Raw genomic sequence first — 22,736 nt, 5'->3', positions numbered from 1 at the left:
TTTTTCATCAACATACCCTAGTAATTGACGCCCTGCTAAGTCGTCAGTTAAACCTTTGTCGTTTGAATAAATCCGTTTTAGTAATATCCTGTAGTTCTCCCTGTCTCTCTGATTGGTAAACGACACTTTATTAATGGATACTTTCTCCAACCATCAACGCATTTCTGATCACCAGCCAATGGTTCATCTACAGGGGTCGGTAGAGCGTGTCACCTTCCATAGCGAAGCCAGCGGTTTTTTTGTGATCCGGGTGAAGTGCAAAGGTCAGCGTGATCTGGTGACGATGACGGGCAGTACGCCATCCATTACTCCGGGTGAGTTTGTAGACGCCAGCGGTTTCTGGTTCAACGACCACAAACATGGGGTTCAGTTTAAGGTTAAGCAGATCAAAACCGTCACACCCAATACCCTTGAAGGCATCGAAAAGTATCTTGGTTCCGGCATGGTGAAAGGGATCGGCCCTCATTTTGCCAAACGGCTGGTGAAGGCGTTTGGTGAACAGGTGTTCGATATTATCGAAGCGAATCCAGAACGTTTGATGGAGCTGGAGGGGATCGGCAAAAAACGACGGGAGAAGATTACTTCGGCCTGGTCGGAGCAGAAGGTAATTCGAGAGATTATGGTTTTTCTGCAATCTCATGGTGTTGGCACTGCTCGTGCGGTACGCATTTATAAAACCTATGGGGATGAGTCCGTAGCGAAGGTGCAGGAAAACCCGTACCGGCTGGCGCTGGATATTCACGGTATTGGTTTTAAAACGGCGGATGATTTGGCAATGCAATTGGGCATTGACCGGGTGTCGTTAATTCGAGCGCAGGCTGGAGTTCGTCACGTATTGCAGGAATGTTCGGGGAATGGTCATTGCGCTCAGCCCTTTCAGTCCCTGGTGATGGATGGGGTAAAACTGCTGGAAATTCCTGAAGACACCATTAAGGAGGCGATCCAGTGTGAGGTGAATGAAGATCGGTTGACGCCGGAAACCATTGATGACATTCCCTGCCTGTTTCTGACCCCGCTCTATCGTGCTGAATCGGGTGTGGCTAAGCATGTGAACCGTTTGTTGAGTGGTACCTCAAGCTGGTCGTCTATTGATATGGAGAAGGCCACTCCCTGGGTGGAAAAAAAGAATGCGATAACGCTGTCGGGTTCTCAAAAAGAAGCCATTGCGTTGGCCGTGCAGAAAAAGTTCTGCATTATCACCGGTGGCCCCGGAGTTGGTAAAACGACGGTGGTGAATAGCATTCTCAAAATTATTGCGGCTAAAGGGGTGGATGTCACCTTGTGCGCACCCACCGGCAGGGCTGCCAAACGGCTTTCTGAATCAACCGGGCAGGATGCCACCACAATTCACCGGTTATTGGATTTTGATCCGTCTGCTTTTGATTTCAAACGCAATGCTGACAACCCACTGGAAACTGACCTGCTGGTGGTGGATGAGTGTTCCATGGTCGATGTGGTGTTGATGAATCAACTGTTGCGAGCCGTGCCGGATTCGGCGGCAGTTTTGCTGGTGGGTGATGTGGATCAGCTGCCTTCGGTGGGGCCGGGTTCTGTACTCAGTGATCTGATGGAATCGGGTAAGGTGCCGGTGGCCCGGTTGACCGAGATTTTCCGGCAGGCGGCGACTTCTCAGATTATTACCGGCTCCCACGCTATCAATCGAGGGCAGGCACCCAAAGTGACAAAAAAAGGAGAGGAGACCGACTTTTTCTATTTGACCGGGGAAGAGCCTGAAGAACTATTTGCCAAACTGATGTCGGTGGTTACACGACGATTACCAGAGAAATTCGGCTTTGATCCGGTCAATGATATTCAGGTGCTGGCGCCCATGAATCGGGGTGGTTTAGGTGCTCGCAGTTTGAATGTGGCCTTGCAGGAAGCTCTGAATCCAGACGCACATCCACGGGTTACCCGCTATGGTTGGACCTATGCGCCGGGGGATAAAGTGATTCAGACAGTCAATAACTACGATAAAGAAGTGTTTAATGGCGACATTGGTCGGGTAAAAAGTATTGATATAGAAGAAGGTGAGTTGATTATTAATTTCGATGATCGCGATGTTTTGTATCCGGTCAATGAACTGGACGAAGTGTCACTGGCTTATGCCACGACTATCCATAAAAGTCAGGGTTCAGAATACCCTTGTGTGGTGATCCCCATGGCCATGCAGCATTTTACTTTGCTGGAAAGGAACCTGCTCTACACTGGTGTCACCCGGGGTAAACAGATGGTGGTGCTGGTGGGGCAGCCCAAGGCAGTGGGTATGGCGGCACGAAACCGAAAGTCGAACCGCCGGTTGACCAACTTAAAGGCGAGGTTGGGATAAGAAAACTGGCTACCTGTCCTGTCCATAGGTCAGTTTTCTTTTGGTGCCTCACCTTTGCGGTCAGTCACCGTGATGGTATCTGTTTTTTCATCAATGCCTTCGATTATGTCTATAACAAACTTCCAAGGATTATTGAGGTCATAAAAAAGGCTGAATTGATCTCCAGGGATGGGTGGAAGGTCTTTTATAAAAGTATCATCGGTATAGTCCACATATCTGGACCTTAATCGAGGGTCGACGACATTGCAGGTATCACCGTAACCATCCTCATAGCTAAAATTATGCAGGTGCTGATTGCTGAATGAAAATGATGCCAGAATGGCTGTGGCTAATTGTTCCATGGTTGCGTTGACTGGGACCATCAATGTTCTATGGCACTTGTAAGCATACATGGACACTTTAATGATGTAGCTGTTATGGAGTTGTACATTGGATGGATGCAGTAATTGTTTAACATCATCCCGCCATTGTTTAACTACTTGTAACATACCGTCATCTTCGTAGAGTATATCTTTACAACCAGCAGGCAGAGCCAGTCCATGAAGGTCTATGGATTTCTGGAAGGCGTTCAATAAAGTGACACCCAGCGACGTAAACTGAAGCATCTCAAGCTGATTGGTGGTTTGCCACTGGACATTAGCAAGGCCAAAAAGGTTCAGCAATGCGATGTTATATGAACCAAAGCTGATAGGGAGTGCTTCAAGACCGATGTTAGAAATAGGTTCTTCAAGAAAATCTGAGTGTCTGAGAAAGGTAACACCACTGCAGCTCAATGGACGATGATCCCGACCATCGAGTTCCTCACCAATGATGTCAGAGCTGCCTCGGGTTAGCCAAGCATCGAGCAGGCTGAAATATTGTTCTACTGGCGTCAGTTGTTGCCACTGAATTATCATATTTTCATTGGTGATCAGCTGCAGTTTGTTGGCACCTGTTATGATGATTCTGCCAAGCCCTGAAGCTCGGATCAGTAAGTAAAGGCACAGTACAGAAGGGTAGTGGATGGTGAGTGGTCGTTTGAGCTCAGGGTGGTCAGGAATTGTCAGTTCTTCATTCAAAAGCACCGTCCATTTCTGGACGGGCTGCCGCTTACCCTTACTCAAAGGCACGGGCTTTTCTGCAGCTCGGTTTAGCAATATATTGAAATCCCGAACGACAGAACCTGGCTCTGTATCAGAGAATTTCTGAGATTGAATGATTTTCAGTGCATGCGGTGAAAGTTTGATGTATTGCATTGTTTTATGTGGTGGCTATGAAGTTTTAGAAAGTGCTGAGTGACATTGACTTAAATTCAAGGCAAGAGTCGCACAACAGTATAAAATAGAAATCATTGACTATAAGCAGTTTGGATCTACGGCATGAAGAGTATGCAGGAAAGTCTGATTGAGCGCCTTAGGCATGAGCAGAGAAAAGTTCTGGTCGATTTTGATCAGGTGAAGGCGGGAAGAGAGTACGCACATTTCTTGAATGAAGAGGTCAAGACACCCGATGTCTTGATGGATGAGGGGTATGACCCACTTCATGCAGTCTATTTATATGCCCAGAATTTTTTATCAGTTCTGGTTGAGCAAGCGGTGGAGTTTCCTGAACTTCAGGAATGGGTGAAATTATACGTTAGTCTTGAAAAAGACTATATGCCTGCGGGGCCTCCAATGAGCCCATTGAGCAGAAGCTATTTCTTTTGCTGGTCGAGCTTTGACCTTCCTTTCGGGGGACATCAGGAAACCATCACTGACTGTATGATTAAGATGACTCGTGAATTGGGTTCTCCTGATGGACTTGTCGAAACGCTGGAAGTCATGCAACAGTCCCGGATGGGATTTTATGTTCATGAAGGCATGCAGGGCGAATACATTCAGCTGAGGGAGTTAAAAACCAATCGTCTGTGCTTATGCCATTGCAGTTCTGGTTATCAGGGGGGATGTGGGGAAATCTGGTATATACGATTAATGCCCCCTCTGGTTGAAGGGTATGATTATCATGTGGCATTCACTACGCCCTATGTGGTCCGTAATATTACCGAATCCGGCTTGCTGAAGCTTATTGATCGGATGATTCCAAAAATGGCTACGAGAGGATATCCTGCGGACTATGATTCATTTATGAAGTGGGGGCCAGCGCTTAAATACTGGAATGAATATCTGACTATGGGTTACAGCAACTTTGCGCATGATGTGATTTATCTGACAGGCTATCCCTCAACAGACCCGAAAGCAGAGTATCGTAATGTTGAAGATATGAACTCCTATCCTTCCCTTGGCTCGACGCTGCTGGGTTGGCAAGGGGCATTGGCTCCAGGTATTCCAAAACCTGCTACCAAAAAAATTGTTCAATTTGCAGGAAAGAAGAAAAAACAAAAACAGGCCAAACAGGCCAGAAAAAGGAATCGGAAGTAAGTAATCAGATCATGGGGAACTGTAGTTTTTTTTTATGGGTTATCAAAAAAATCCGTCATGGATTCCCTCCCCACCGCCATACATTGAAACCCTTACGATACCTGTCGTAAGGGTTTTGTCGTTTATAGGCCCTGTAAACAAAGGGTTAAACGTATGATGCTGTGGTTTGTGGTCCTGCATTTTTAAAACTATTTCCCCCCCGTTTTTCTTACTTCTCTCTTTGCTCTCTGAAAAACTGTGGTCTGAGCCCTTCCGAGAACCACAGCTTTTAACTATTTGATTCTATTATACTTTCACTGTGGTTTCTGGTGTTGTGATTTTGCGGGTTCGCGGCCATTCCGGCGGTTGGGGCTCGGGACTGGATTCGAAATTCTATTTATCTATTAGTGGAGGATTCTTTGTTGAGTTTCAAAATTTTGGACGGAACTATTCTTACTTTTCTGATTCTATAAATATATCTGCGTTCAATAGAGTTTTGTGTTTATGTTGTCCATACCAAGCTTTCCAATTGGCAAGGCATATGATGGTCCTATTGAGATGAGCTTTGAACAGGCCTCAGAGGATGGGGCTTGCGACAGTAAAACGAATGGAATTGTTGTTCACATGTATACTGAAGATCTTTACATGCGATCTATTCAGGCTTGTGATGTTGATAACTATTGTACCCTTATGGGGGATGAAGAAACGGTTAAAACATACGCTTCAGGTAAACCCATTCACAGAGAGCAAGTGGAAAAACGAGTAAACGACTGGGTTGAAAGATGGCAGTCAGATAATCCCTATAGTGCTTTAGCTGTTTTTAAAAAATCTCAAGATTCAACCTGTCAGGATCAGCCTTTTGTTGGTCATATTGTAGCTGGTGGAGGGGAGTGTATGTGGTACGGTGAACTAGGAGAATATGATGGATATTCTGAGATGGCCGGGCTTGAGCATCAGCAGTATCGCAATAAAGGTTATGGGAAGCAGGCTGCTGCTGCGCTAATTAACAAAGCAATACCGGAGTATCAACAAAAAGGCTATAAAGTGAACACTTTTTTTCCTGAAGAGCAGACGTGTAAAAAATTGCCTCTCAGTTGGGTTACAGCTACAGCTGCTCCTGATAACCAGGCGTCAGTCAACCTATTAACCGGGCTGGGTTTCGAATGTAAAAAGGTCATGGAAAATCAGAGCAATCGCACTGGTGGCGTGCGGGCATTCTTTGCTTTGAAAGTATAAAAGATGGTTGAAGAAAGCTCTTAAGTGAACATGTGCTGAACTGGAGCTTGTATGTATACCCAAAAAATGAACAAGAGGAGCTGACTGCAGAGCAGAAGAAGCTGCTGAAGAAAATGGTAGAGAGGTGGTCCGATGGATAAATCAATGTTTGATGAACTGCTCGCAAGTGTCCAGGAAATGGATGATGTCCGTAAAGGCAAGAAACTTGCCGCGAGAGTGACTGAGTTTCCGGAACTGGAAGTGAAGGCTGTTCGTGAAAAAGTAGGGCTTAGCCAAGGGAAGTTTGCTTTGCTGATAGGTGTCAGTAAAAGAACGTTGGAGAACTGGGAACAGGGGCGTCGTCAGCCAACCGGGCCAGCTAAAGCGTTATTGCGAATCTTTGCTGTGGACCCTGAAGGCACATTAAAAGCTTTGCATGGGTAACTCTGATTGTGTTTTGGTTCTATATTTCTACTGGTTATCACAACATTCCGCACTTGGTTCCCTCCCCACCGCCAATTTCTTAATAGAGAGTTTGAAGCCCTTACAATATCTGTCGTAAGGGTTTTGTCGTTTATAGGGCCTGTAAACAAAGGGTTAAACGCACTTCGCCGGAGGATTCGCCCTCCCTGCAAACAAGTTATTTTTCCCCGTTTTTCTTACTTTTCTCTCTGCGCTCTGAAAAACTGTAGTCCGAGCCCTTCCGAGAACCACAGCGTTTCACTATTTGATTCTATTGTGCTTTCACTGTGGTTTCGGGTGTTGTGGTTTTGTGAGTTCGTGACCATTCCGCCGGTAGGGGCTTGGGACTGTATTCGAACTCTTTTATTGAGTTATTAATCTCCGACTTTAGTAATACGGTTCGTTAATAATTTGATGGTATCCAGATACCGCTCGTGACCATCGATAATAGGAATAGAAAGATCTGAATCACCTTGAACACCATGGAGAGCCAGTTGATGACAAAACCAATTCAAAGCTGCGCCTCTGGGGAGTTTATCTACCGGAGAAAAATCACGCTCTATAGATGGGGCTGCGGAGAGTTTCCCATTGAGCAGTTTTTCCGGAAACTCTGGATCGATAATGAAAGGTCGTCCTATACCGATTAAGTCAGCAGAACCTTCGCTCACTGCCTGATTCATAATAGATACGGATCGAAACCCTCCGGTTACCATGACTGGAATTGTGAGAGCGTCTTTAATATCCCGAGCGTAATCCAGGAAATAGGCTTCACGGGAAGCAGTGCGCTCATTCTTTGCTGTGTGTTGGTAAGAAACAGGTGCTTCAAAGTTGCCACCGGATATTTCGATAAAGTCGACACCCTCCCTTTCCAGCATCTTGGCTACTTCTATGCTGTCTGCATGGGAAAAGCCGCCTTTCTGAAAGTCGGAGGAATTCAGTTTTGTGGAAATAATAAAATCAGCTCCAACTCCGGCACGTACTTTCTGTATAACGGACAGTAAGAGTTTTGCTCGTTTTGAGAGTGTTCCGCCCCAGAGATCATCGCGCGTATTGATTCTGGGTGACAATGATGAGCTAAGCAGATAGCCGTGAGCAGCATGGATTTGGACACCATCAAATCCAGCTTCTTTTGCCAGAGCTGCGGATGTTGCAAATTGTTGAATAACCACCTCAAGGTCGGCATCGGTGGCAGGTGTGGGTTTTCCGTATCCTGGTAGGTTCAGTCGAATGTCTGATATGGAAAGTGGATGATTATTGATTGCCTCCGGCGTTTGTCTACCAGCATGGGCTAACTGGGCAAGAACCAGGGCTCCACCGCTTTTTGCTGCGGATGCCAGTTTTTTTGCACGATCCATGTCGGTTCGCGTATCCAGAACAAAGTTCCCTGCATGTTCTAAATGCTTTCGATCAATGGGCGTATTGCCGGTGATTAAAAGACCAGCGCCGCCTTTGCTCCAACGGGAAAATAAGTTGATCAAGCCATTCGTTGGGTTATTGCTTTTATCTCCCAACGCCTCCGACATGGCTGATTTTACCAGGCGATTACGTATCACTCTGCCATTTGGCAGCTTTAAAGGTTTATGGATCATGTTATTTCTCTATTTGTATATCTCGAAATCTAGATATTATGATGTGGTTTTTAGTTGGGAGTGCTTGCATCAGTCTCGGATTGTCTCAGGGCTTTAATAATTCACTGTGAAATGCGTTCAGGAACTTCTGAATAGCATCTTCATCTCGACGGTAAAAGGTCCATTGACCGTGGCGTTCCGATTGCACCAAGCCAGCTTGCTTCAGCATGCTCATATAGTTGGAGATGGTTGATTGGGATAACCCTGCTTTTTCCTGGATGTAGCCGATGCATACACCTTCGACATCCCTGTGTTCTGGCAAAGCTGGCGGGAAGTTTGATCTGTCCTTCAGCCATGCAAGAATGTTGCGTCGGACAGGGTTATTCAGGGTAGAGAGAATTTGTTCAATATTCATAAATCGCAATTTATCGATATACGGGTGGTTGGTCAAGTCCTCAAGTGTGCTTATTAATCGCTGTCTGTATTTTTGGTCACTACTGTCTGGTTAAGCATAAACCAGCTCCAGACTTCCCTGATTCTGGAGTAAACTGGCTTCCACTTAATCCGGCGGTTGAGTTGAACCTGCTCAGTATTATCGAACTGGACATCGGTGGAGACATTGCCAGCCGGGGTGTTGAGAAGCTAGCAAGGAACATTCATTAGACCAGTTCAACGCCACTCGATTCAGGTTAGTTGCGATGCAGAGCAGCTTCTATTTTTTGTCATTCCATTCCAGTGGACAACCAAACAGAATTTCTAGCCTTTGAAGCCTGTGCAATTCCGCATCAAGATTAAGGTGCTGATCTTTGGGGAAACCAGGCCAAACCTCTTTCAATTTCTTTCCCTGATAACGCTACTCACTCACTTTCTGACGTCTCAATCTCCTAAAGTGACCTCTCTGGTAGGCTCAGAGCATTGTAAAACTCTTGAATGTGGGTACCTATATGTCGATATAGCAACGGCTAATGGCAATGAATAGCGGAAGATACGTTGTCAGCAGGAATAGGGCTCTATTTGGGCATCAGGCTTACAGATATAGCGAAGTCCAATTCTCCAGTCGTTCAGTCAGAAAGATTGTGCTAGGAGCCTGTCGGACTTAGCCGACCGTAGCGAGAAAAAGTCCGGTTTGAGTCAGTTTTTATGCTCCTTTGAGGCGAATAGCGGGCTATTCAACGAAAAGGAGCATAAAAAATGGCCAAATCCGGCTTTTTCGCAGTAGGTCAGTGGTAAGTCTGACAGGCTCCTAGGCATCTGTGCCCTCATAAGTGAGTAACCGATATTATTTATTGAATACAAGTGCCCATAGCGTTTAGGATAATACTCTGTATAATGGCGGAACGTTAAAAGTGTGATTTATTTTTTATGCAAAGATTTGATGTTCCGGGTGTAGTAACTCGCCATACTCTTCATAAGTGATAATAAGCTTCTAGCTCAACCGCCTTATTACAAGGCACTTTTATTATTAAGTTTCAGGATATGACTATGTCTACTACTACCGGTACTGTTAAGTGGTTCAATGACGAGAAAGGTTTTGGTTTCATCGCTCAGGAAAATGGCGGTCCAGACGTGTTCGCACACTTCCGTCAAATCGTTGGTGATGGCTTCAAATCTCTGGCTGAAGGCCAGCGCGTTGAGTTCACCATCACTCAGGGTCAGAAAGGCCCACAAGCTGAAGACATCCGTCCTCTGTAATGTCAGAGCTGCACAATTGCAGCTATTAGACTTTATTTAGGCGTATAAAAAGGGCAGTGCTTTCGGGTATTGCCCTTTTTTTGTGCTCAAAAAAATCATCCCCAGTATGCTGGCAGTGCCGTTTACCTACGTCGATAAAGCCTTCGCGAAGACAAAGGTGATGGGCTTTGAGGCATTAATACGTCGCTGGGCACATGCCACAGTTCTTGCGAATATAGTGAAACGCTGCATCAAAAGTATCGTAATTGGCTGTGCAGCGAATCGATTTCCCTTCTCTTACCTGCACAACAAGGTCAACTGCAACTAGGTTGGAGAGGTAGTTGGATAAGGTGGGACCGTTGATGCCCAGCCGGTCTCTCAGCTCGCCGACAGTGATTCCTTCAAATCCCACATCAGACAGCTCCTGAAATACACGAAGTCGTTCCGGGTGCCCCAGTTCTTTCAACACTCTTGCACTTTGTATGGAGTCCATAGTTCGTCTCTGGATGAACAATTCATGGTTTCATTAAATGTTGACATGATAATACCACGTCGATAATATTCGCGCTCATTTCATGATTTCAATAAATCTTGAATAGTTGAAATATTGTGTTTGCTTTCTTTTGTAGTGATCAATTATGAGTTCAGAATTTCTGGTTATGCTGCGCGATGCGGCGTATATGTTTGTCTATCTGGGAGCGCAGCTCACGGTTTTGTTTTTCACGCTTAGCTACATTGTTGGTTTGATTGCTCATTTCATGCCTCCGGAAAAAGTGAAGAACACTATGGGCAGTAACAAGGGTTATCTGGTTGCAGCCATGCTGGCGGTGGTAACGCCTTTTTGTTCAGCCACGACGATTCCATTTTTGAAAGGATTGTTTCGAGCCAACGTGAAGTTTGGCAGTGTGATGGTGTTTCTGATTGCCAGCCCATTGTTGAATCCAACGGTTCTTGGTCTGCTGATTTACACATTCAACATTCAGGTAGCAACACTCTATTTCGTCACAGCGACCGTGGTTGCCGTGATGGCAGGCTGGTTGCTGCAAAAATTTGGGTTTGAAGATTCAATCAAGGCTGAAGCCATGCTGGGGCGTGAAGAAAATGTGAGCTGTTCCAGTACTTGCAGTTCTGGCAAACTGAGTCAGGATCATTTGCTTGTTCGTATGTTCAAAAATGCAGCGTTTGACTTTAAGCGTGCATTTCCTTACTTAATGATTGGTGTTGGTATTGGTGCATTCGTTTATGGTTTTGTACCTACTGAAATTATTACGGCGGTAGCAGGCCCTGAAAATCCGTTGGCTGTACCTGCTGCTGCGGTTATTGGTGTTCCGTTGTATATCACGGTCGAATCGTTAATCGCTCTGAGCTCAGTGCTGCTTGCAAAAGGTATGGGTATGGGCGCACTTATTGCCCTGATCATCGGTTCAGCGGGTGCCAGTATTACTGAGGTAATTCTGCTTAAATCGTTGTTTAAGAATAAACTGATCATCGCCTTTTTGTTCGTAGTGTTTGGTATGGCGGTGACTGCCGGATATGCGTATCAGCTGATACTTGCTTAATGTCGGGGCTAAAGAGCGTTGTCCCGGTTATTTGATGGGCATTTAAAGACTACGATGACAGACTGAAGTGACCTCTTTGCTCTACACGGAGCAGGGAGGAATTTTTCTGTATTTCATTTACAGAATGCCGGTGGCTGGTGCTTTTGAAAAGTGAATGGGAAAATGTCAGCTGCTTTCTCATATTGTTCTGGGTAGATATTCATGACAGGTTTTCGCAGCATTCTTATTCTCACCTCCGCGACTTTAATGTTAACGGGCTGTATTGGTTCAGAGACGATTCAACACGACTCCGAAGTGCGTCTGACAGAAAAAGCCAATGCAATCAAAACAGCCAGCGAGTGCAGTGCACAAAATGGCGCATGGCGGCAGGTTGGTCGGTTGCAAATCTATTCTTGTGTATTACCAGCCAGTGATGCTGGTAAGGCGTGTGCTGATTCCAGTGATTGCCAGGTTGGTTGTATTGTTAAGGGTACTGTGGTGACTCCTGGCGTCGAGGTGGTCGGGCAATGTCTGGAGTCAACGGATCAGTTTGGTTGCCGTACTTATGTGTCTAACGGCAAGGCAGAGCATACATTGTGTATTGATTAAATTTTCTTGCCTTGCACCGTTTATGCGTCAGTTAACGTTTTACTGAGCGGTTAGCTCCTTCAGTGCCGCAAGTGCAATATCTGCTTTATCGGACTGGATGAAAATATGGTCATGATAGTAAGCGGCAACAACGTTGGCGCTGATACCCTTCGATGCAAGCTTGTTGGAGATAGCAGCGGTGAGACCGACAGCGTCTAGGCTGGAATGCACCGTTAATGTGATTTGCTTGAAAACACTGCTGTATCCCACTTTGAATGTATCAGCCATTGTTCTCGTAATGATCAGGGATAACCCCTCTGATTCCAGAAAGGTGGCTATAGGCTGTAAGTGCAGATAGTCCTGCAGTTGACCGGGAAATGTGCAAAACACAAACTCCTCATCAACCAGTTTGGGTTCCATTGATCTCAGGAGTGCTTCTAACTCAATAATGCCCGACATAATGCCTCCTACTGTTTAAATGACGTCACATGTGTATGTAATGTGGATGTTTGGCTGCAACATCAAACAAACATGGCAGTATTTGTTTACGGCATCCTTTGCTGCCTGCAATATTTGTTCTTTAGTGACGCCGGCAGCCTCGACAATAAAGTGTAAATTGACACTCTTATAGAGGCGGGGTGAGCTGTCCGTGAGCTGGAATGTGACTTCATTACAAAAGCGACGTATCTCCACCTCTTGTTCCTTCAAGGCATAAACAACGTCTGTTGCGCTGCAACTGCCTAAGGCGGCAAGTAAAATCTCTGTCGGGCAGGGGGCTTTCTTTGATTCTGCATCAGCATGAAGTTTAAAACCATTTACTGTGGTGATGCTGAACTCACCCTGACATTTCCAGTCAACCTTAATGCTCATGGTGAATCGATAACCAATGACAACGTGTGAGCGGTGAGCTTAAAGACCATTGTCGCTGGCAGCAAGTATTGGTTGAAGTGACTACCGCCTTCTATTTTGTTTTAAATGTGGCCAGCTGGCATGATATAAATGACAGGCCTTATCTGGCACGTCGCAGAACATTGATCAAATAGAAACGCGTGAAAGGAAGCCTGACAAAAGTGTCCATCAGTATTCAGAGAATCATAGGTGAAAATAAGAGGGGCATATTCCTTCCTGTTTTGCTGATGATGATTTATCTGTTGGTGGTCAACTACGCTCTGAGTCATGTCCACGGGAGCCCTCAGATTGGGGCAGAAAGTACATATTATGATGAGCATCATCATTCAGACTCAAGCTTTATAGGCCAGGAGCAGGATGAGGCGTTATCTGCCAACTGGCAGTCCGATAAGCAACACACCCATGGTTGTTCGTTGGTGGCTCAAGTTGCCGCTTCCTTACCCTGTCAGAAACCTCAGGGGCCGTATGATACTGTTTATGACGATGCGCTGAGCCTCCTATCGTTCACGTCTTCAACACCGATAAAGAAGAAAATCAGAGCGCCGCCGTTTACCAGAACCTGATGTAAAACCGATTAAAATTAATATTCAGGATTTGAACATGCATTATTTTTCTAAACTGCTGGCAGTGGCCAGTACATCCATTGTCTCTGTCGCTCTGGCTCACAACCATGGCGGGAGTCGTCATGCGGATGCCCATGTTCATGGTGCAGGGTATGTAAACTTTGCGGTAGAGGGCAAACAGCTTCATATAGAACTTGAAATCCCCGGTTTTGATATTCTGGGTTTTGAGTCGGTATCCACGGATGCACAGCGTAAACAAGTCAGTGAAGCACTTCATGAGCTTGAGCATGGTGATTTTTGGTTATTTCCTGTTGCGGCCGGTTGTGAGTTAACAACGGCTTCGGCGATGGCTGGAGGAGAGGGAGACCATAAAGAACACGACGATGATCATGAAGACAGCCATGAAGACGATGATGAAGAGCACCACCATGATCACGGGGCTCACGATGATCATGGCGAAGGCGCGCAAGCGTCCGCCCATATGGATTTTGAGGCGACCTACGTTTACGAGTGTGCACAGACAAAAGCACTAAACCGGATTTCAACCAATCTGTTTAAACGTTTCCCAAATAGCGAGTCTCTGAAAGTGCAGGGTTTTACCGCTTCAGGTCAAACGGCGGGAGCCATGACCCGCAAACAGCCTGAGGTTCGCTTTTAATGTCGGTTATCCATCTTAAGGATGTCCGTTTCAGTTGGGTGGCTGAATCACTGGTTCTGGATATTCCAGAGCTGGTGATTCACCCAGGTGAAAAGGTCTTTATTCATGGCCCTTCGGGTTCCGGTAAAACGACATTGCTCGGTTTGTTGGGCGGTGTTTTGACGCCTTCTTCAGGCACAGTAGAGGTGCTTGGTAACGACATTAGTCGTTTGTCACCCATTCAGCGAGATCACTTCCGCGCCCGGCATGTGGGTTTTATTTTTCAGATGTTTAATCTGATTCCCTACCTGTCCGTGGTAGAAAACGTCACGTTGCCCCTAGGGTTTGCCAGCGAGCGGGCGCAAGCCGTTCAGCGGTCAGGTGTTTCTCCTGAAGCAGAAGCAATGCGCTTGTTGGCTCTTCTTGGGCTCAGTGATCCAGAATTGTTAAAGCGCCCGGTAACGGAGCTCAGTATTGGGCAACAACAAAGAGTGGCGGCGGCTCGTGCACTGATTGGCAGTCCGGATATTATTATTGCGGATGAACCAACGTCTGCTTTGGACTTTGATGCCCGTGAAGCATTTATACGACTACTGTTTTCTGAGTGTGAGGCAACAGGAAGCACATTGATTTTTGTTAGCCATGACCATTCTCTGGAAGCATTGTTTGACCGTTGTCTTCCACTTCATAGAGTGAATCGGGCAAGTCAGCACTCTGCGTCGTCTACTGGGGAGGTGGTGTGATGTCGATTCTTCAACTGGCGCTTAAAAGCCTGAATAACCGTAAAACCACAGCACTGCTGACGATTCTTTCCATTGCCGTCAGTGTGGCTCTGTTGTTGGGGGTTGAAAGGCTCAGGGTTGAAGCCCGAAACAGTTTTACCAGTACCGTGTCGGGTACGGATCTGGTGGTGGGAGCCAGAAGCAGTTCGTTAAGTTTGCTGCTCTATTCCGTGTTTCATATGGGAAACGCTACCAACAATATTACCTGGGAAACCTATCAGGATTTGACCTCCGATAGCGCTGTGGCGTGGTCCATTCCGATTGCTTTGGGCGATTCCCATCGAGGCTATCGGGTGGTGGGCACTTCCCAGGAAATGTTCCCATATTTCCGCTACGGCAATGATCAGCCTCTGGCCTTTCGCAGCGGTATGCCTTTTGACGATTTATTTGATGCGGTGCTTGGTTCAGAAGTTGCTGCCTCTCTCGGATATCAACTGGATCAGGATATAGTCCTGAGCCACGGTCTTGAGAGTACGTCATTACAGGAGCATGACGACAAACCATTTCGTGTCGCGGGCATTCTTAAACCCACTGGCACGCCGATGGATCGCACCATTCTGATTTCGCTGGAAGGGATTGAGGCACTGCATGTCGATTGGATTAATGGCGCTGCTCCCAATGCGATGCTGGCGGTGTCGGCGGATAAAGTCCGGAGTATGTCGCTGCAGCCAACCACGATTACGGCTTTTTATGTTGGTTTGAAATCCCGCATATCCGCCTTTCGTTTTCAGCGCAAAGTGAATGAATATCCTCAAGAAGCGATGACGGCGATTCTGCCGGGTGTCGCTCTGGGTGAACTCTGGCAACTGGTGGGTTCTGCAGAAAAAGCCTTGCTGGCCATATCGGTGATGGTGGTGATCGCCGGTTTGATTGGTATGCTAACCACGATTTTGACATCGCTGGATGAACGACGCCGGGAGATGGCCATTCTCCGTTCGGTTGGCGCAAGGCCGGGGCATATATTTGCGCTGATGATGATTGAATCGATGATTTATGGTGTTGCCGGCGTAATTCTGGGTGTCCTTTTTTTATACGGGCTGCTTTTTGCCATTCAGCCGATTTTGCAAATCAAGCTTGGGTTGCAAATAGCCATTGCCTTACCGGGCACTTTTGAATTGCTCTTTATGGTTGCCATTATTGGTTGTGCCACACTGTTAGGTACGGTGCCTGCATGGCAAGCCTATCGGAACTCGCTGGCCGATGGCTTAACCATCAGGCTGTAACTGGAGAATAAAAAGATGAAAACAGGAAGACTGCATTACCTCGTTGCTGTGTTGTCAGCGTTTCTAGTGTTCGGCCAAAGTGCGTTGGCAAAAGATGCGCCGGCAGAAAAAGAAACCGAGGTAACAGAACTCAGCTGGGATAAGCTTGCTCCGCCAGTGGAGGAAGACATGATTAAAAAGTACGAGGCTGGCGAAATTACCCCAGCGGAAGCCATTGCCTATGTGACTGAGCTCGGCAAGGTGCCTGTGCAAAGCCTTAATGAAACTAAGGTGCGAGTTCCGGGATATCTGGTGCCGTTGAATATTCAGCAGGATCAGACGGCCACCGAGCTGCTGCTGGTACCAACGTTGGGAGCGTGTATTCATGTTCCACCGCCGCCACCCAACCAGACGATTTTTATCCGCTATCCAGAAGGGATAAAAGTGACTGAAGCCGGATACACGCCCTATTGGGTTGAGGGTGTGATCAAAGTGGAGAGGAATGAATCTGAATATACAGAAGTACTCTACGCGATTACGCCTGACAGTATTATTGAGTATGAATAAGTAATCATCGACCTTCCGGATTCCCTCTCGTTGGGGGGGGATTCCAAGGCATAATCACGGCAGTCAGGCTGCTTTACACTTCTGGTAACGGCTCACACTTTAAACAGGCAAACACTGGGAGACACACCATGAACCCAATGTTGTCCTATGTGACCGGCGTAGTCTTTCAGGGAAGAAAGCCTTCCAACAGCACGACGAAAGCGGTTATTCCAACGCATGGTGTTAATCCACTCATCAGGGTCAATGCCGAGACGATGGAGAACATTCGGAACATTGTCTTCTATTCGTCCTCGCTTGCCCTTACTGATAATCCGCCCTGACCAGTCCACCAGTTCAAAATAACAGCTCAGCGTATATGGGATCGCTTTGTCCGGGTTTTGACCGGGTGCTTTCAAGGGCTTCAAACGAGCTGGCTGCTTTTTCTTCTGACTTCCGGTGTATACATCAGTTCGCTTTTTGAAGGATGTGTATTGAGAGCTTTCTGGTGTTTTGGCCATTTTTGCTCTGACCGGATTTAAATCTACATAGGCCATGCAGGTGAGTAGTGCTGCTTCATCCAATAATGCCTGGCTTTTGTAGCGACCTTCCCAGAACCGGCCTTTGCAGCCGTCTTCACGATTGGCTTCTCTGGCAAGGTGCTCATTAAGATATCTCATGAACCAGCTGATATCTTTTAAACGATGACGGTATTTTTCTGCAAATTCTTCAACCTTTATCAAGTCAGCCTCACCCATTGTCGCGCCTGCCAGATAACGCTGCACCAGCATGGGGCCGGAGAAAAGCTGCGACCAGCGGTGCAGAACCTCCTTCATGCTCCAGGATTCCGCTTGTTCGCGATTGATATGAAGTATTACGTGATAGTGGTTGGACATGACAGCATAAGCGCAGATTTCCAGAGCAAAAACAGCTGCCAGAACATTCAGGCGATCCTCCACCCACTGGCGGCGGTGCTCATAGTTTTTACCGGAGAATTGATCTTTACCGCACAGAAAAGCACGGCGAACGCAACGCGCCATACAGTGATAATACGGCGTACTGGCTGGATCGATAAGATTCGACGGGGCGGTAGTCATGGGTTTGCTCCTTTGCCGAAGGTTTAGAGCCGTGAGGGCTCAGAACAAAAGTAGATGGTCTGACCGGTTAGTCAAATTTATGGGTGTCCTAAATTATTTGCGACCCAACCTTCACGACAGAACACTATGCCCAGAGCCCAATGCTCACGCTGCCATCGACCGATCGACTACTGTTATTGCAAGCATCTTCAGGAAACCACCGCACGTATCGACTTAATCATACTACAGCACCCTAGCGAATCCAGACATGCACTTAATACCGCACGCATTGCTGCACTGAGCATTCGTAATTGCCAGATATTGATCGGCGAAAAATTTTCTGACCACCCCGTATTGCAGGAACGGCTCGCCACACAGTCCTGCTGCCTGCTCTTTCCTACTGAGCAAGCCACCCGCGCTAACACATTACTTTCATCTGCTACCCCGCCAGAGTGTTGCATTGTCATTGATGGCACATGGCGCAAGGCCAGAAAAATTTTTTACTGTAATCCGGCGCTCCACACATTACCCGCTATGACACTCGAACCGGTGCAGTTATCGGAATACCGGATCAGAAAATCCTCCTAGTGCAAGGAAGCGTTAATACCCATACCGTTCGCACTGAGCGGAGTCGAAGTGTGGTGCTTTGATCCTTCGACTCCGCTCAGGATGAACGGGGATGTATGTCTTATAACGCTTGGCTGCACTAGGCGCAGTCACTTTCAACCGTAGAAGCTATTGTCAGCTTACTACGACAGGCAGAAGGCAATGAAGGTAATAATGACGTATACCAGCCTTTACTCGATGCCTTCACTCAGCTGATTGATCGCCAGATCAGCGCAATGGGTGTCGAGCGGTATCATCACAATTATCAAAACCATCGCAATTTTTCCTCAAAGCAATAGTGTACTCACTGAATCACAGCTTGTTGCACTGGAAAAGAAGAAAGAAAACGATATGGCCTGTGGCGAAATCGAAGCAGCGCATCCTGGCTATCTGGGCTCACAAGATACGTTCTTTGTGGGCACGCTCAAAGGTGTCGGACGAGTCTATCAGCAAACCTTTGTTGATACTTACAGCAAGGTTGCACACTGCAAGCTGTATACGACAAAGACCCCTATTACTGCGGCAGATTTGCTAAATGATCGGGTACTACCTTTCTTTGCTAAACATGACATTCCACTCTTGAGAATGTTGACAGACAGAGGCACAGAATACTGCGGTAAACTAGATAGTCACAACTATCAGCAATATCTGGCTGCCAGTGACATTGAGCACACAAAAACCAAAGCACGACACCCGCAAACCAATGGTATTTGTGAACGCTTCCACAAGACAATACTCAATGAATTTTATCAGATCACCTTCAGTTAGATCACCTTCAGTCAGATCACCTTCAGAAAGAAGGTTTACACTAATTTAGCGGAACTTCAGAGGGATTTGGATGTCTGGATGGAGGAATACAACAATGATCGAACCCATCAGGGCAAGATCTGTTGTGGTAGAACACCTATGCAGACTTTAGACGATGGCAAAACGATCTGTAAGGAAAAACAGACAGCCTGAATCTAACCTGACGGTACAAACGACTTATGCCGGGTAAGTGTCAGGTCAGATCGTGACGACTACAGCTGAACAGTTACGTTATTTTTTATGCAGTAGTTCTTCTTTAATCTGATCACTTAGCTTGCTGGAGGAGATTGCCTCTATAACGGCATTAACCGCAGCTTTCATCGCTTCACCGGATCCAAGCGCCTGTACCCATTGAAGGCTGGGAACACCGTCTTTGCGCTTCGCTGCCAGTAGTTCTTGTTGATCCTCAAGACTCAGCTTGCTGGATAATATTCCATCTACAACGGCTTTGGCCGCTTCAGCGTGTCCATTCTGCAGTGCTATGCAAAGGCCGGGAGTACCCTTTGCGCTCTTGGCTGCCAGTAGTTCTTGTTTAGCCTTATCAGTCATCCAGTCGCTGGATATTATTCCATCTACAACGGCTTTGGCCGCTTCAGCGTGTCCCTTTTCCAGTGCTATGAAAAGGCCGGGAAGACCGTCTTTGCGCTTGGCTGCCAGTAGTTCTTGTTTATCCTCAAGACTCAAGTCGCTGGATAATATTCCATCTACAACGGCTTTGACCGTTTCAGCGTGTCCATCCTGCAGTGCCATGTAAAGGCCGGGAATACCGTCTTTGCGCTTGGCTGCCAGTAGTTCTTCTTTACCCTTACGGCTCAGCTGGCTGGATAATATTCCATCTACATAGGCTTTGGCCGCTTCAGCGTGTCCGTTTGCCAGTGCCATATAAAGGCCGGGAGTACCCATTTTATCCTCGGCTGCCAGTAGTCCTTTTTGATCCTTAGGACTCAGATCACTGGATAATATTCCATCTACATAGGCTTTGACCGTTTTAGCGTGCCCATTTTTAAGTGCAAGGAAAAAGCCGGAACAACCGTATTCGCGCTTGGCTTCCAGCAGTTCTTTTTTATCCCCAAGACTCAGTTCGCTGGATAATATTGTCTCTATATAGCCTTTGACCGTTTCAGCGTGTCCATTTTCCAGTGCAGACAAAAAGCCTGGAATAATGTTTTGGCGCTTGGCTGCCAGTTGTTCTTTTTTATCCTTAAGAATCCGCTCGCTGGATAATATTGCATTTACCAAGGGTTTGGGCATTTCAGGGTGTTCATCTTGCAGTGCCGCATAAAGGCCGGGAAAACCACCTTGCTTCTTGACTAGCAGCAGGTCTTCTTTATCCTGAAGACTCAGCTCGCTGGATAATATTCCATCTACGTAGCCTTTGATCGTTTTTGCGTGTCCATTCTGCAGTGCCATGTAAAGGCCGGGAATACCGTCTTTGCGCTTGGCTGCCAGTAGTTCTTCTTTACCCTTAAGGCTCAGCTGGCTGGATAATATTCCATCTACAACGGCTTTGAACGCTTCAGCGTGTCCCTTTTCCAGTGCTATGTAAAGGCCGGAAGTACCGTCTTGGAGCTTCGCTGCCAGTAGCTCTTGTTTACCCTTAAGGCTCAGCTTGCTGGATAATATTCCATCTACAACGGCTTTGGCCGCTTCAACGTGTCCATTCTGCAGTGCCATGTAAAGGCCGGGAAAACCGTTTGCGCTCTTGGCTGCCAGTAGTTCTTGTTTATCCTCATCAGTCATCCAGTAGCTGGATATTATTCCATCTACAATGGCTTTAGTCGCTTTAGCGTGTCCATTCTGCAGTGCCATGAGAAGGCCGGGAGTACCGTTTGCGTTCTTGGCTGCCAGCAATTCTTTTTTATACTCATAAGTCCGAAGCTCGCGAGTCATTATCTCATTAATGGAATTTTCAACATCTTTAGCTGAACTATCCGATCCATAAACGCCACTACGAAGTAATAAGTTCAACAGCGCAGGTGATAGCTTAGATTCTATAACAGTCAAAGCGCTACCCGGTTTGCTTTCAATCTCTGGGCTTTGCAAAAAACCCGCAAGCGGGCGTTCTGGAAAGTAGAGATCAACATTTGCCTTTTCAGGTATTAAATCCTCCAGTGTTAAATCCTTCAAAGCATTGAAGGAAGATACGATTATACGGCGCTCCCTTACTGTGTCATTAGGGTCATAAAAATTCAATTTGATCTCATGATGATCATCAGACCAAACCATCTCCAGCGTCATGTCATGACTCAATGATTGAAAATGGTAAATTTTTTGATGACCGCTTCTATCCTTTTGATGACAGTTTCTATTCTTTTTATGCGTTATCGCCGCCTGCAGTACCGCACCTAATCCGTTTTTATCAAAGTAATAATTTTCTTGGGCTTTCTTACAATGCGTAACTACCGTTTCTTTCAATTCATCATCGGTTTTAATGTGTGTGTGTTCGCTTATTTGTTGAGGCTTACTGACCGACGAATATTTTTTTGATTTTTTGGTACCAATGACCCCTCGAGCACGGGCTTCAGCCAGATGCCTGCATGCGATTAACTTCTTATCTTTTGTACTTACCGCCTTACAATTAAGGTCCTTCTGCTCTCCCTTTGAGTAATAACCTAAAATTTTTATAGCCTCTGTTTTAGCATCATCTGCTTGTGGCGCGACGTGGTTTGGACGCAGTGAGTACGTACGGGATACCTTTTCCAGTTGCTCAACTTTTCGATCTATTAAGGATTTTGAAGGTATGGATTTATTCTTCTTTAATATCTTTAAATAATTCTTCTTTAATTTCTTGAAATAAGAAGTGCTGTTTTCTATAAAAGTGACTTTACGCTGCCACGCTGCGCCCTTCTTCTCCGACGTGACACTCATCTCCAAGCTGCCTGGGTCCTGCAACGCTGTTATTTTTGACGCATGACCACGGCTACTTGATTCCATATTGTAAAGCTCTTTATGTTAAGGCTTGCAGCGTAGAGGTGAGTATTAGAGTGTTTATCGTTAACAGATGAATAATATTTAACAAAAATATAAAGAATATCCATATATTAAATATGGATTTACAACGGGATTTTTATGGATAGCCTCTATTACCTGAGAAGCGTTTATTCAACAAGCGTGCAGCGCTCGAATTAAGGCCGGAATTTCTTCCGGCCCCATGACGGTGTGGTTCGGGTTAATCCCTAATTCAGCATCAAGAGGCTGCTGATGCTGAATCCAGACGGAGGTTATACCACTGTTGTGAGCACCCGCAATATCTGCCTGCCAGTGACATTGAGCACACAAAAACCAAAGCACGACACCCGCAAACCAATGGTATTTGTGAACGCTTCCACAAGACAATACTCAATGAATTTTATCAGATCACCTTCAGTCAGATCACCTTCAGAAAGAAGGTTTACACTGATTTAGCGGAACTTCAGAGGGATTTGGATGTCTGGATGGAGGAATACAACAATGATCGAACCCATCAGGGCAAGATCTGTTGTGGTAGAACACCTATTGCAGACTTTAGACGATGGCAAAACGATCTGTAAGGAAAAACAGACAGCCTGAATCTAACCTGACGGTACAAACGACTTATGCCGGGTAAGTGTCAGGTCAGATCGTGACGACTACAGCTGAACAGTTACGTTATTTTTTAAAAACTGGTGTCAAAAAACTGGTGTCAGGTCTTTCATCGTGCATTACAAATGTAAAAACTGGTGTCATATATGGTCCGCCCCGCGATGCAAGGAAAAGTTTTCACCATGACGTTAAAGAGTAATGCTTCCATATATCCGGCCTTTGGGGTGAGGTCTCAATGCCTCTGGCCCTGATGGAATCCGCTCACTCCCGCCTCATCAGGTCTTCGGCCTCTACGGGCCCTGACCCC

Annotated in this window: 22 protein-coding genes and 2 pseudogenes; 15 read left to right on the top strand and 9 right to left on the bottom strand. The window is 46.4% G+C overall.

What is annotated here, in order from left to right; translation table 11 throughout:
• The first annotated feature begins 133 nt into the window (after positions 1 to 133).
• Entirely contained in the window at positions 134 to 2,326 is a 2,193-nt protein-coding gene (gene recD2, locus AKL11_RS20825) for an SF1B family DNA helicase RecD2 (protein ID WP_067521586.1), read from the top strand.
• Between the two features lie 29 nt (positions 2,327 to 2,355).
• On the opposite strand, the gene AKL11_RS20820 is transcribed toward recD2, so the two are convergent.
• Positions 2,356 to 3,561 carry an IS1096 element passenger TnpR family protein gene (locus AKL11_RS20820; protein WP_067521585.1) on the bottom strand — a complete coding sequence of 402 codons (1,206 nt, stop codon included), beginning with the start codon at positions 3,559 to 3,561 and terminating at the stop codon, positions 2,356 to 2,358.
• 123 nt (positions 3,562 to 3,684) lie between these two features.
• Between AKL11_RS20820 and AKL11_RS20815 the strand changes: the two genes are divergently transcribed.
• The 3 genes from AKL11_RS20815 (at position 3,685) to nadS (ending at position 6,360) form a co-directional block, all read left to right on the top strand.
• A complete protein-coding gene (locus AKL11_RS20815) occupies positions 3,685 to 4,722 on the top strand; it encodes a hypothetical protein (RefSeq protein ID WP_157673697.1) in 1,038 nt (345 codons plus the stop codon).
• Positions 4,723 to 5,205: 483 nt separating this feature from the next.
• Positions 5,206 to 5,937, top strand: a complete 732-nt coding sequence (locus AKL11_RS20810; RefSeq protein WP_067521583.1) for a GNAT family N-acetyltransferase — start codon at positions 5,206 to 5,208, stop codon at positions 5,935 to 5,937.
• A gap of 132 nt (positions 5,938 to 6,069) precedes the next feature.
• Complete coding sequence (gene nadS, locus AKL11_RS20805) at positions 6,070 to 6,360, top strand: NadS family protein (protein WP_067521581.1); 291 nt, start codon at positions 6,070 to 6,072, stop codon at positions 6,358 to 6,360.
• A gap of 392 nt (positions 6,361 to 6,752) precedes the next feature.
• On the opposite strand, the gene AKL11_RS20800 is transcribed toward nadS, so the two are convergent.
• Both AKL11_RS20800 and AKL11_RS20795 read right to left on the bottom strand, forming a co-directional pair.
• The gene (locus AKL11_RS20800; RefSeq protein WP_067521579.1) at positions 6,753 to 7,967 is read right to left on the bottom strand and encodes an NADH:flavin oxidoreductase/NADH oxidase family protein; all 1,215 of its coding nucleotides are present in this window, start codon (positions 7,965 to 7,967) and stop codon (positions 6,753 to 6,755) included.
• A gap of 85 nt (positions 7,968 to 8,052) precedes the next feature.
• Positions 8,053 to 8,361: an ArsR/SmtB family transcription factor gene (locus AKL11_RS20795; protein ID WP_067521842.1), complete on the bottom strand. Its 309-nt coding sequence runs from the start codon at positions 8,359 to 8,361 to the stop codon at positions 8,053 to 8,055.
• A 1,067-nt stretch (positions 8,362 to 9,428) separates the two neighbouring features.
• Between AKL11_RS20795 and cspE the strand changes: the two genes are divergently transcribed.
• Positions 9,429 to 9,638 carry a transcription antiterminator/RNA stability regulator CspE gene (gene cspE / locus AKL11_RS20785; RefSeq protein ID WP_067521575.1) on the top strand — a complete coding sequence of 70 codons (210 nt, stop codon included), beginning with the start codon at positions 9,429 to 9,431 and terminating at the stop codon, positions 9,636 to 9,638.
• Between the two features lie 175 nt (positions 9,639 to 9,813).
• On the opposite strand, the gene AKL11_RS20780 is transcribed toward cspE, so the two are convergent.
• Positions 9,814 to 10,110, bottom strand: coding sequence for an ArsR/SmtB family transcription factor (locus tag AKL11_RS20780; RefSeq protein ID WP_067521572.1), 297 nt, complete (start codon positions 10,108 to 10,110; stop codon positions 9,814 to 9,816).
• Positions 10,111 to 10,255: 145 nt separating this feature from the next.
• On the opposite strand from AKL11_RS20780, the gene AKL11_RS20775 reads away from it, so the two are divergent.
• Positions 10,256 to 11,176, top strand: coding sequence for a permease (locus AKL11_RS20775; protein WP_067521570.1), 921 nt, complete (start codon positions 10,256 to 10,258; stop codon positions 11,174 to 11,176).
• A 201-nt stretch (positions 11,177 to 11,377) separates the two neighbouring features.
• Positions 11,378 to 11,764 (top strand): hypothetical protein, encoded by a 387-nt coding sequence (locus AKL11_RS20770; protein ID WP_067521568.1) that lies wholly within the window; start codon positions 11,378 to 11,380, stop codon positions 11,762 to 11,764.
• Between the two features lie 39 nt (positions 11,765 to 11,803).
• Here AKL11_RS20770 and AKL11_RS20765 read toward each other — a convergent pair whose 3' ends face one another.
• Positions 11,804 to 12,202, bottom strand: coding sequence for an ACT domain-containing protein (locus tag AKL11_RS20765; protein ID WP_067521566.1), 399 nt, complete (start codon positions 12,200 to 12,202; stop codon positions 11,804 to 11,806).
• A 15-nt stretch (positions 12,203 to 12,217) separates the two neighbouring features.
• Positions 12,218 to 12,613, bottom strand: coding sequence for an OsmC family protein (locus AKL11_RS20760; protein WP_067521563.1), 396 nt, complete (start codon positions 12,611 to 12,613; stop codon positions 12,218 to 12,220).
• 266 nt (positions 12,614 to 12,879) lie between these two features.
• Here AKL11_RS20760 and AKL11_RS20755 point away from each other — a divergent pair, with 266 nt between their 5' ends.
• From AKL11_RS20755 to AKL11_RS20735, 5 genes are read left to right on the top strand one after another with little or no spacing between them, the layout of a single operon-like run.
• The gene (locus AKL11_RS20755; protein ID WP_157794276.1) at positions 12,880 to 13,215 is read left to right on the top strand and encodes a hypothetical protein; all 336 of its coding nucleotides are present in this window, start codon (positions 12,880 to 12,882) and stop codon (positions 13,213 to 13,215) included.
• A gap of 37 nt (positions 13,216 to 13,252) precedes the next feature.
• Positions 13,253 to 13,873 carry a ZrgA family zinc uptake protein gene (locus tag AKL11_RS20750; protein ID WP_067521558.1) on the top strand — a complete coding sequence of 207 codons (621 nt, stop codon included), beginning with the start codon at positions 13,253 to 13,255 and terminating at the stop codon, positions 13,871 to 13,873.
• Positions 13,873 to 14,595 (top strand): ABC transporter ATP-binding protein, encoded by a 723-nt coding sequence (locus AKL11_RS20745; protein ID WP_067521556.1) that lies wholly within the window; start codon positions 13,873 to 13,875, stop codon positions 14,593 to 14,595. Before AKL11_RS20750 ends, AKL11_RS20745 begins: the two co-directional genes overlap by 1 nt.
• A complete protein-coding gene (locus tag AKL11_RS20740; protein ID WP_067521554.1) occupies positions 14,595 to 15,857 on the top strand; it encodes an ABC transporter permease in 1,263 nt (420 codons plus the stop codon). Before AKL11_RS20745 ends, AKL11_RS20740 begins: the two co-directional genes overlap by 1 nt.
• A 15-nt stretch (positions 15,858 to 15,872) precedes the next feature.
• Entirely contained in the window at positions 15,873 to 16,403 is a 531-nt protein-coding gene (locus AKL11_RS20735) for a DUF3299 domain-containing protein (protein WP_067521552.1), read from the top strand.
• A gap of 92 nt (positions 16,404 to 16,495) precedes the next feature.
• Here the strand turns inward: AKL11_RS20735 and AKL11_RS20730 are convergent, their stop codons facing one another.
• Positions 16,496 to 17,476 (bottom strand): transposase, encoded by a 981-nt coding sequence (locus AKL11_RS20730; RefSeq protein ID WP_067521550.1) that lies wholly within the window; start codon positions 17,474 to 17,476, stop codon positions 16,496 to 16,498.
• Between the two features lie 126 nt (positions 17,477 to 17,602).
• Here AKL11_RS20730 and AKL11_RS24815 point away from each other — a divergent pair, with 126 nt between their 5' ends.
• Positions 17,603 to 18,043 carry a tRNA-uridine aminocarboxypropyltransferase gene (locus AKL11_RS24815; RefSeq protein WP_095210583.1) on the top strand — a complete coding sequence of 147 codons (441 nt, stop codon included), beginning with the start codon at positions 17,603 to 17,605 and terminating at the stop codon, positions 18,041 to 18,043.
• Positions 18,044 to 18,361: 318 nt separating this feature from the next.
• Positions 18,362 to 19,021: pseudogene (locus AKL11_RS20725) on the top strand (integrase core domain-containing protein); the annotation flags it as partial.
• A 78-nt stretch (positions 19,022 to 19,099) separates the two neighbouring features.
• Here the strand turns inward: AKL11_RS20725 and AKL11_RS20720 are convergent.
• Positions 19,100 to 21,802, bottom strand: a complete 2,703-nt coding sequence (locus AKL11_RS20720; RefSeq protein ID WP_095210582.1) for a ShET2/EspL2 family type III secretion system effector toxin — start codon at positions 21,800 to 21,802, stop codon at positions 19,100 to 19,102.
• Between the two features lie 168 nt (positions 21,803 to 21,970).
• On the bottom strand, positions 21,971 to 22,159 hold the full coding sequence (locus AKL11_RS20715) for an HAD family hydrolase (RefSeq protein WP_067521546.1): 189 nt from the start codon (positions 22,157 to 22,159) through the stop codon (positions 21,971 to 21,973).
• Here AKL11_RS20715 and AKL11_RS24810 point away from each other — a divergent pair.
• Positions 22,117 to 22,417 (top strand): annotated as a pseudogene (locus AKL11_RS24810) (integrase core domain-containing protein); the annotation flags it as partial. The gene AKL11_RS20715 and the pseudogene AKL11_RS24810 sit on opposite strands and share 43 nt — an antisense overlap.
• Positions 22,418 to 22,736 lie beyond the last annotated feature (319 nt).

Origin of the sequence: Endozoicomonas ascidiicola (assembly GCF_001646945.1) — a bacterium.
In the GTDB taxonomy this organism is placed as follows: domain Bacteria; phylum Pseudomonadota; class Gammaproteobacteria; order Pseudomonadales; family Endozoicomonadaceae; genus Endozoicomonas; species Endozoicomonas ascidiicola.
The sequence above is the reverse complement of the archived record's forward strand: the minus strand, read 5'-3'. Positions and strand labels throughout refer to the sequence as shown.

What these genes read in the sequence shown, in the direction of transcription:
- AKL11_RS20765 (WP_067521566.1), bottom strand. Translation starts at nt 12,202, where the DNA reads ATGTCGGGCATTATTGAGTTAGAAGCACTCCTGAGATCAATGGAACCC.
- AKL11_RS20760 (WP_067521563.1), bottom strand. Translation starts at nt 12,613, where the DNA reads ATGAGCATTAAGGTTGACTGGAAATGTCAGGGTGAGTTCAGCATCACC.
- AKL11_RS20720 (WP_095210582.1), bottom strand. Translation starts at nt 21,802, where the DNA reads ATGGAATCAAGTAGCCGTGGTCATGCGTCAAAAATAACAGCGTTGCAG.
- AKL11_RS20810 (WP_067521583.1), top strand. Translation starts at nt 5,206, where the DNA reads ATGTTGTCCATACCAAGCTTTCCAATTGGCAAGGCATATGATGGTCCT.
- AKL11_RS20770 (WP_067521568.1), top strand. Translation starts at nt 11,378, where the DNA reads ATGACAGGTTTTCGCAGCATTCTTATTCTCACCTCCGCGACTTTAATG.
- AKL11_RS20780 (WP_067521572.1), bottom strand. Translation starts at nt 10,110, where the DNA reads ATGGACTCCATACAAAGTGCAAGAGTGTTGAAAGAACTGGGGCACCCG.
- AKL11_RS20815 (WP_157673697.1), top strand. Translation starts at nt 3,685, where the DNA reads ATGAAGAGTATGCAGGAAAGTCTGATTGAGCGCCTTAGGCATGAGCAG.
- AKL11_RS20735 (WP_067521552.1), top strand. Translation starts at nt 15,873, where the DNA reads ATGAAAACAGGAAGACTGCATTACCTCGTTGCTGTGTTGTCAGCGTTT.
- recD2 (WP_067521586.1), top strand. Translation starts at nt 134, where the DNA reads ATGGATACTTTCTCCAACCATCAACGCATTTCTGATCACCAGCCAATG.
- AKL11_RS20740 (WP_067521554.1), top strand. Translation starts at nt 14,595, where the DNA reads ATGTCGATTCTTCAACTGGCGCTTAAAAGCCTGAATAACCGTAAAACC.
- AKL11_RS20795 (WP_067521842.1), bottom strand. Translation starts at nt 8,361, where the DNA reads ATGAATATTGAACAAATTCTCTCTACCCTGAATAACCCTGTCCGACGC.
- cspE (WP_067521575.1), top strand. Translation starts at nt 9,429, where the DNA reads ATGTCTACTACTACCGGTACTGTTAAGTGGTTCAATGACGAGAAAGGT.
- AKL11_RS20800 (WP_067521579.1), bottom strand. Translation starts at nt 7,967, where the DNA reads ATGATCCATAAACCTTTAAAGCTGCCAAATGGCAGAGTGATACGTAAT.
- AKL11_RS20775 (WP_067521570.1), top strand. Translation starts at nt 10,256, where the DNA reads ATGAGTTCAGAATTTCTGGTTATGCTGCGCGATGCGGCGTATATGTTT.
- nadS (WP_067521581.1), top strand. Translation starts at nt 6,070, where the DNA reads ATGGATAAATCAATGTTTGATGAACTGCTCGCAAGTGTCCAGGAAATG.
- AKL11_RS20745 (WP_067521556.1), top strand. Translation starts at nt 13,873, where the DNA reads ATGTCGGTTATCCATCTTAAGGATGTCCGTTTCAGTTGGGTGGCTGAA.
- AKL11_RS20755 (WP_157794276.1), top strand. Translation starts at nt 12,880, where the DNA reads ATGATGATTTATCTGTTGGTGGTCAACTACGCTCTGAGTCATGTCCAC.
- AKL11_RS20730 (WP_067521550.1), bottom strand. Translation starts at nt 17,476, where the DNA reads ATGACTACCGCCCCGTCGAATCTTATCGATCCAGCCAGTACGCCGTAT.
- AKL11_RS20750 (WP_067521558.1), top strand. Translation starts at nt 13,253, where the DNA reads ATGCATTATTTTTCTAAACTGCTGGCAGTGGCCAGTACATCCATTGTC.
- AKL11_RS24815 (WP_095210583.1), top strand. Translation starts at nt 17,603, where the DNA reads ATGCCCAGAGCCCAATGCTCACGCTGCCATCGACCGATCGACTACTGT.
- AKL11_RS20820 (WP_067521585.1), bottom strand. Translation starts at nt 3,561, where the DNA reads ATGCAATACATCAAACTTTCACCGCATGCACTGAAAATCATTCAATCT.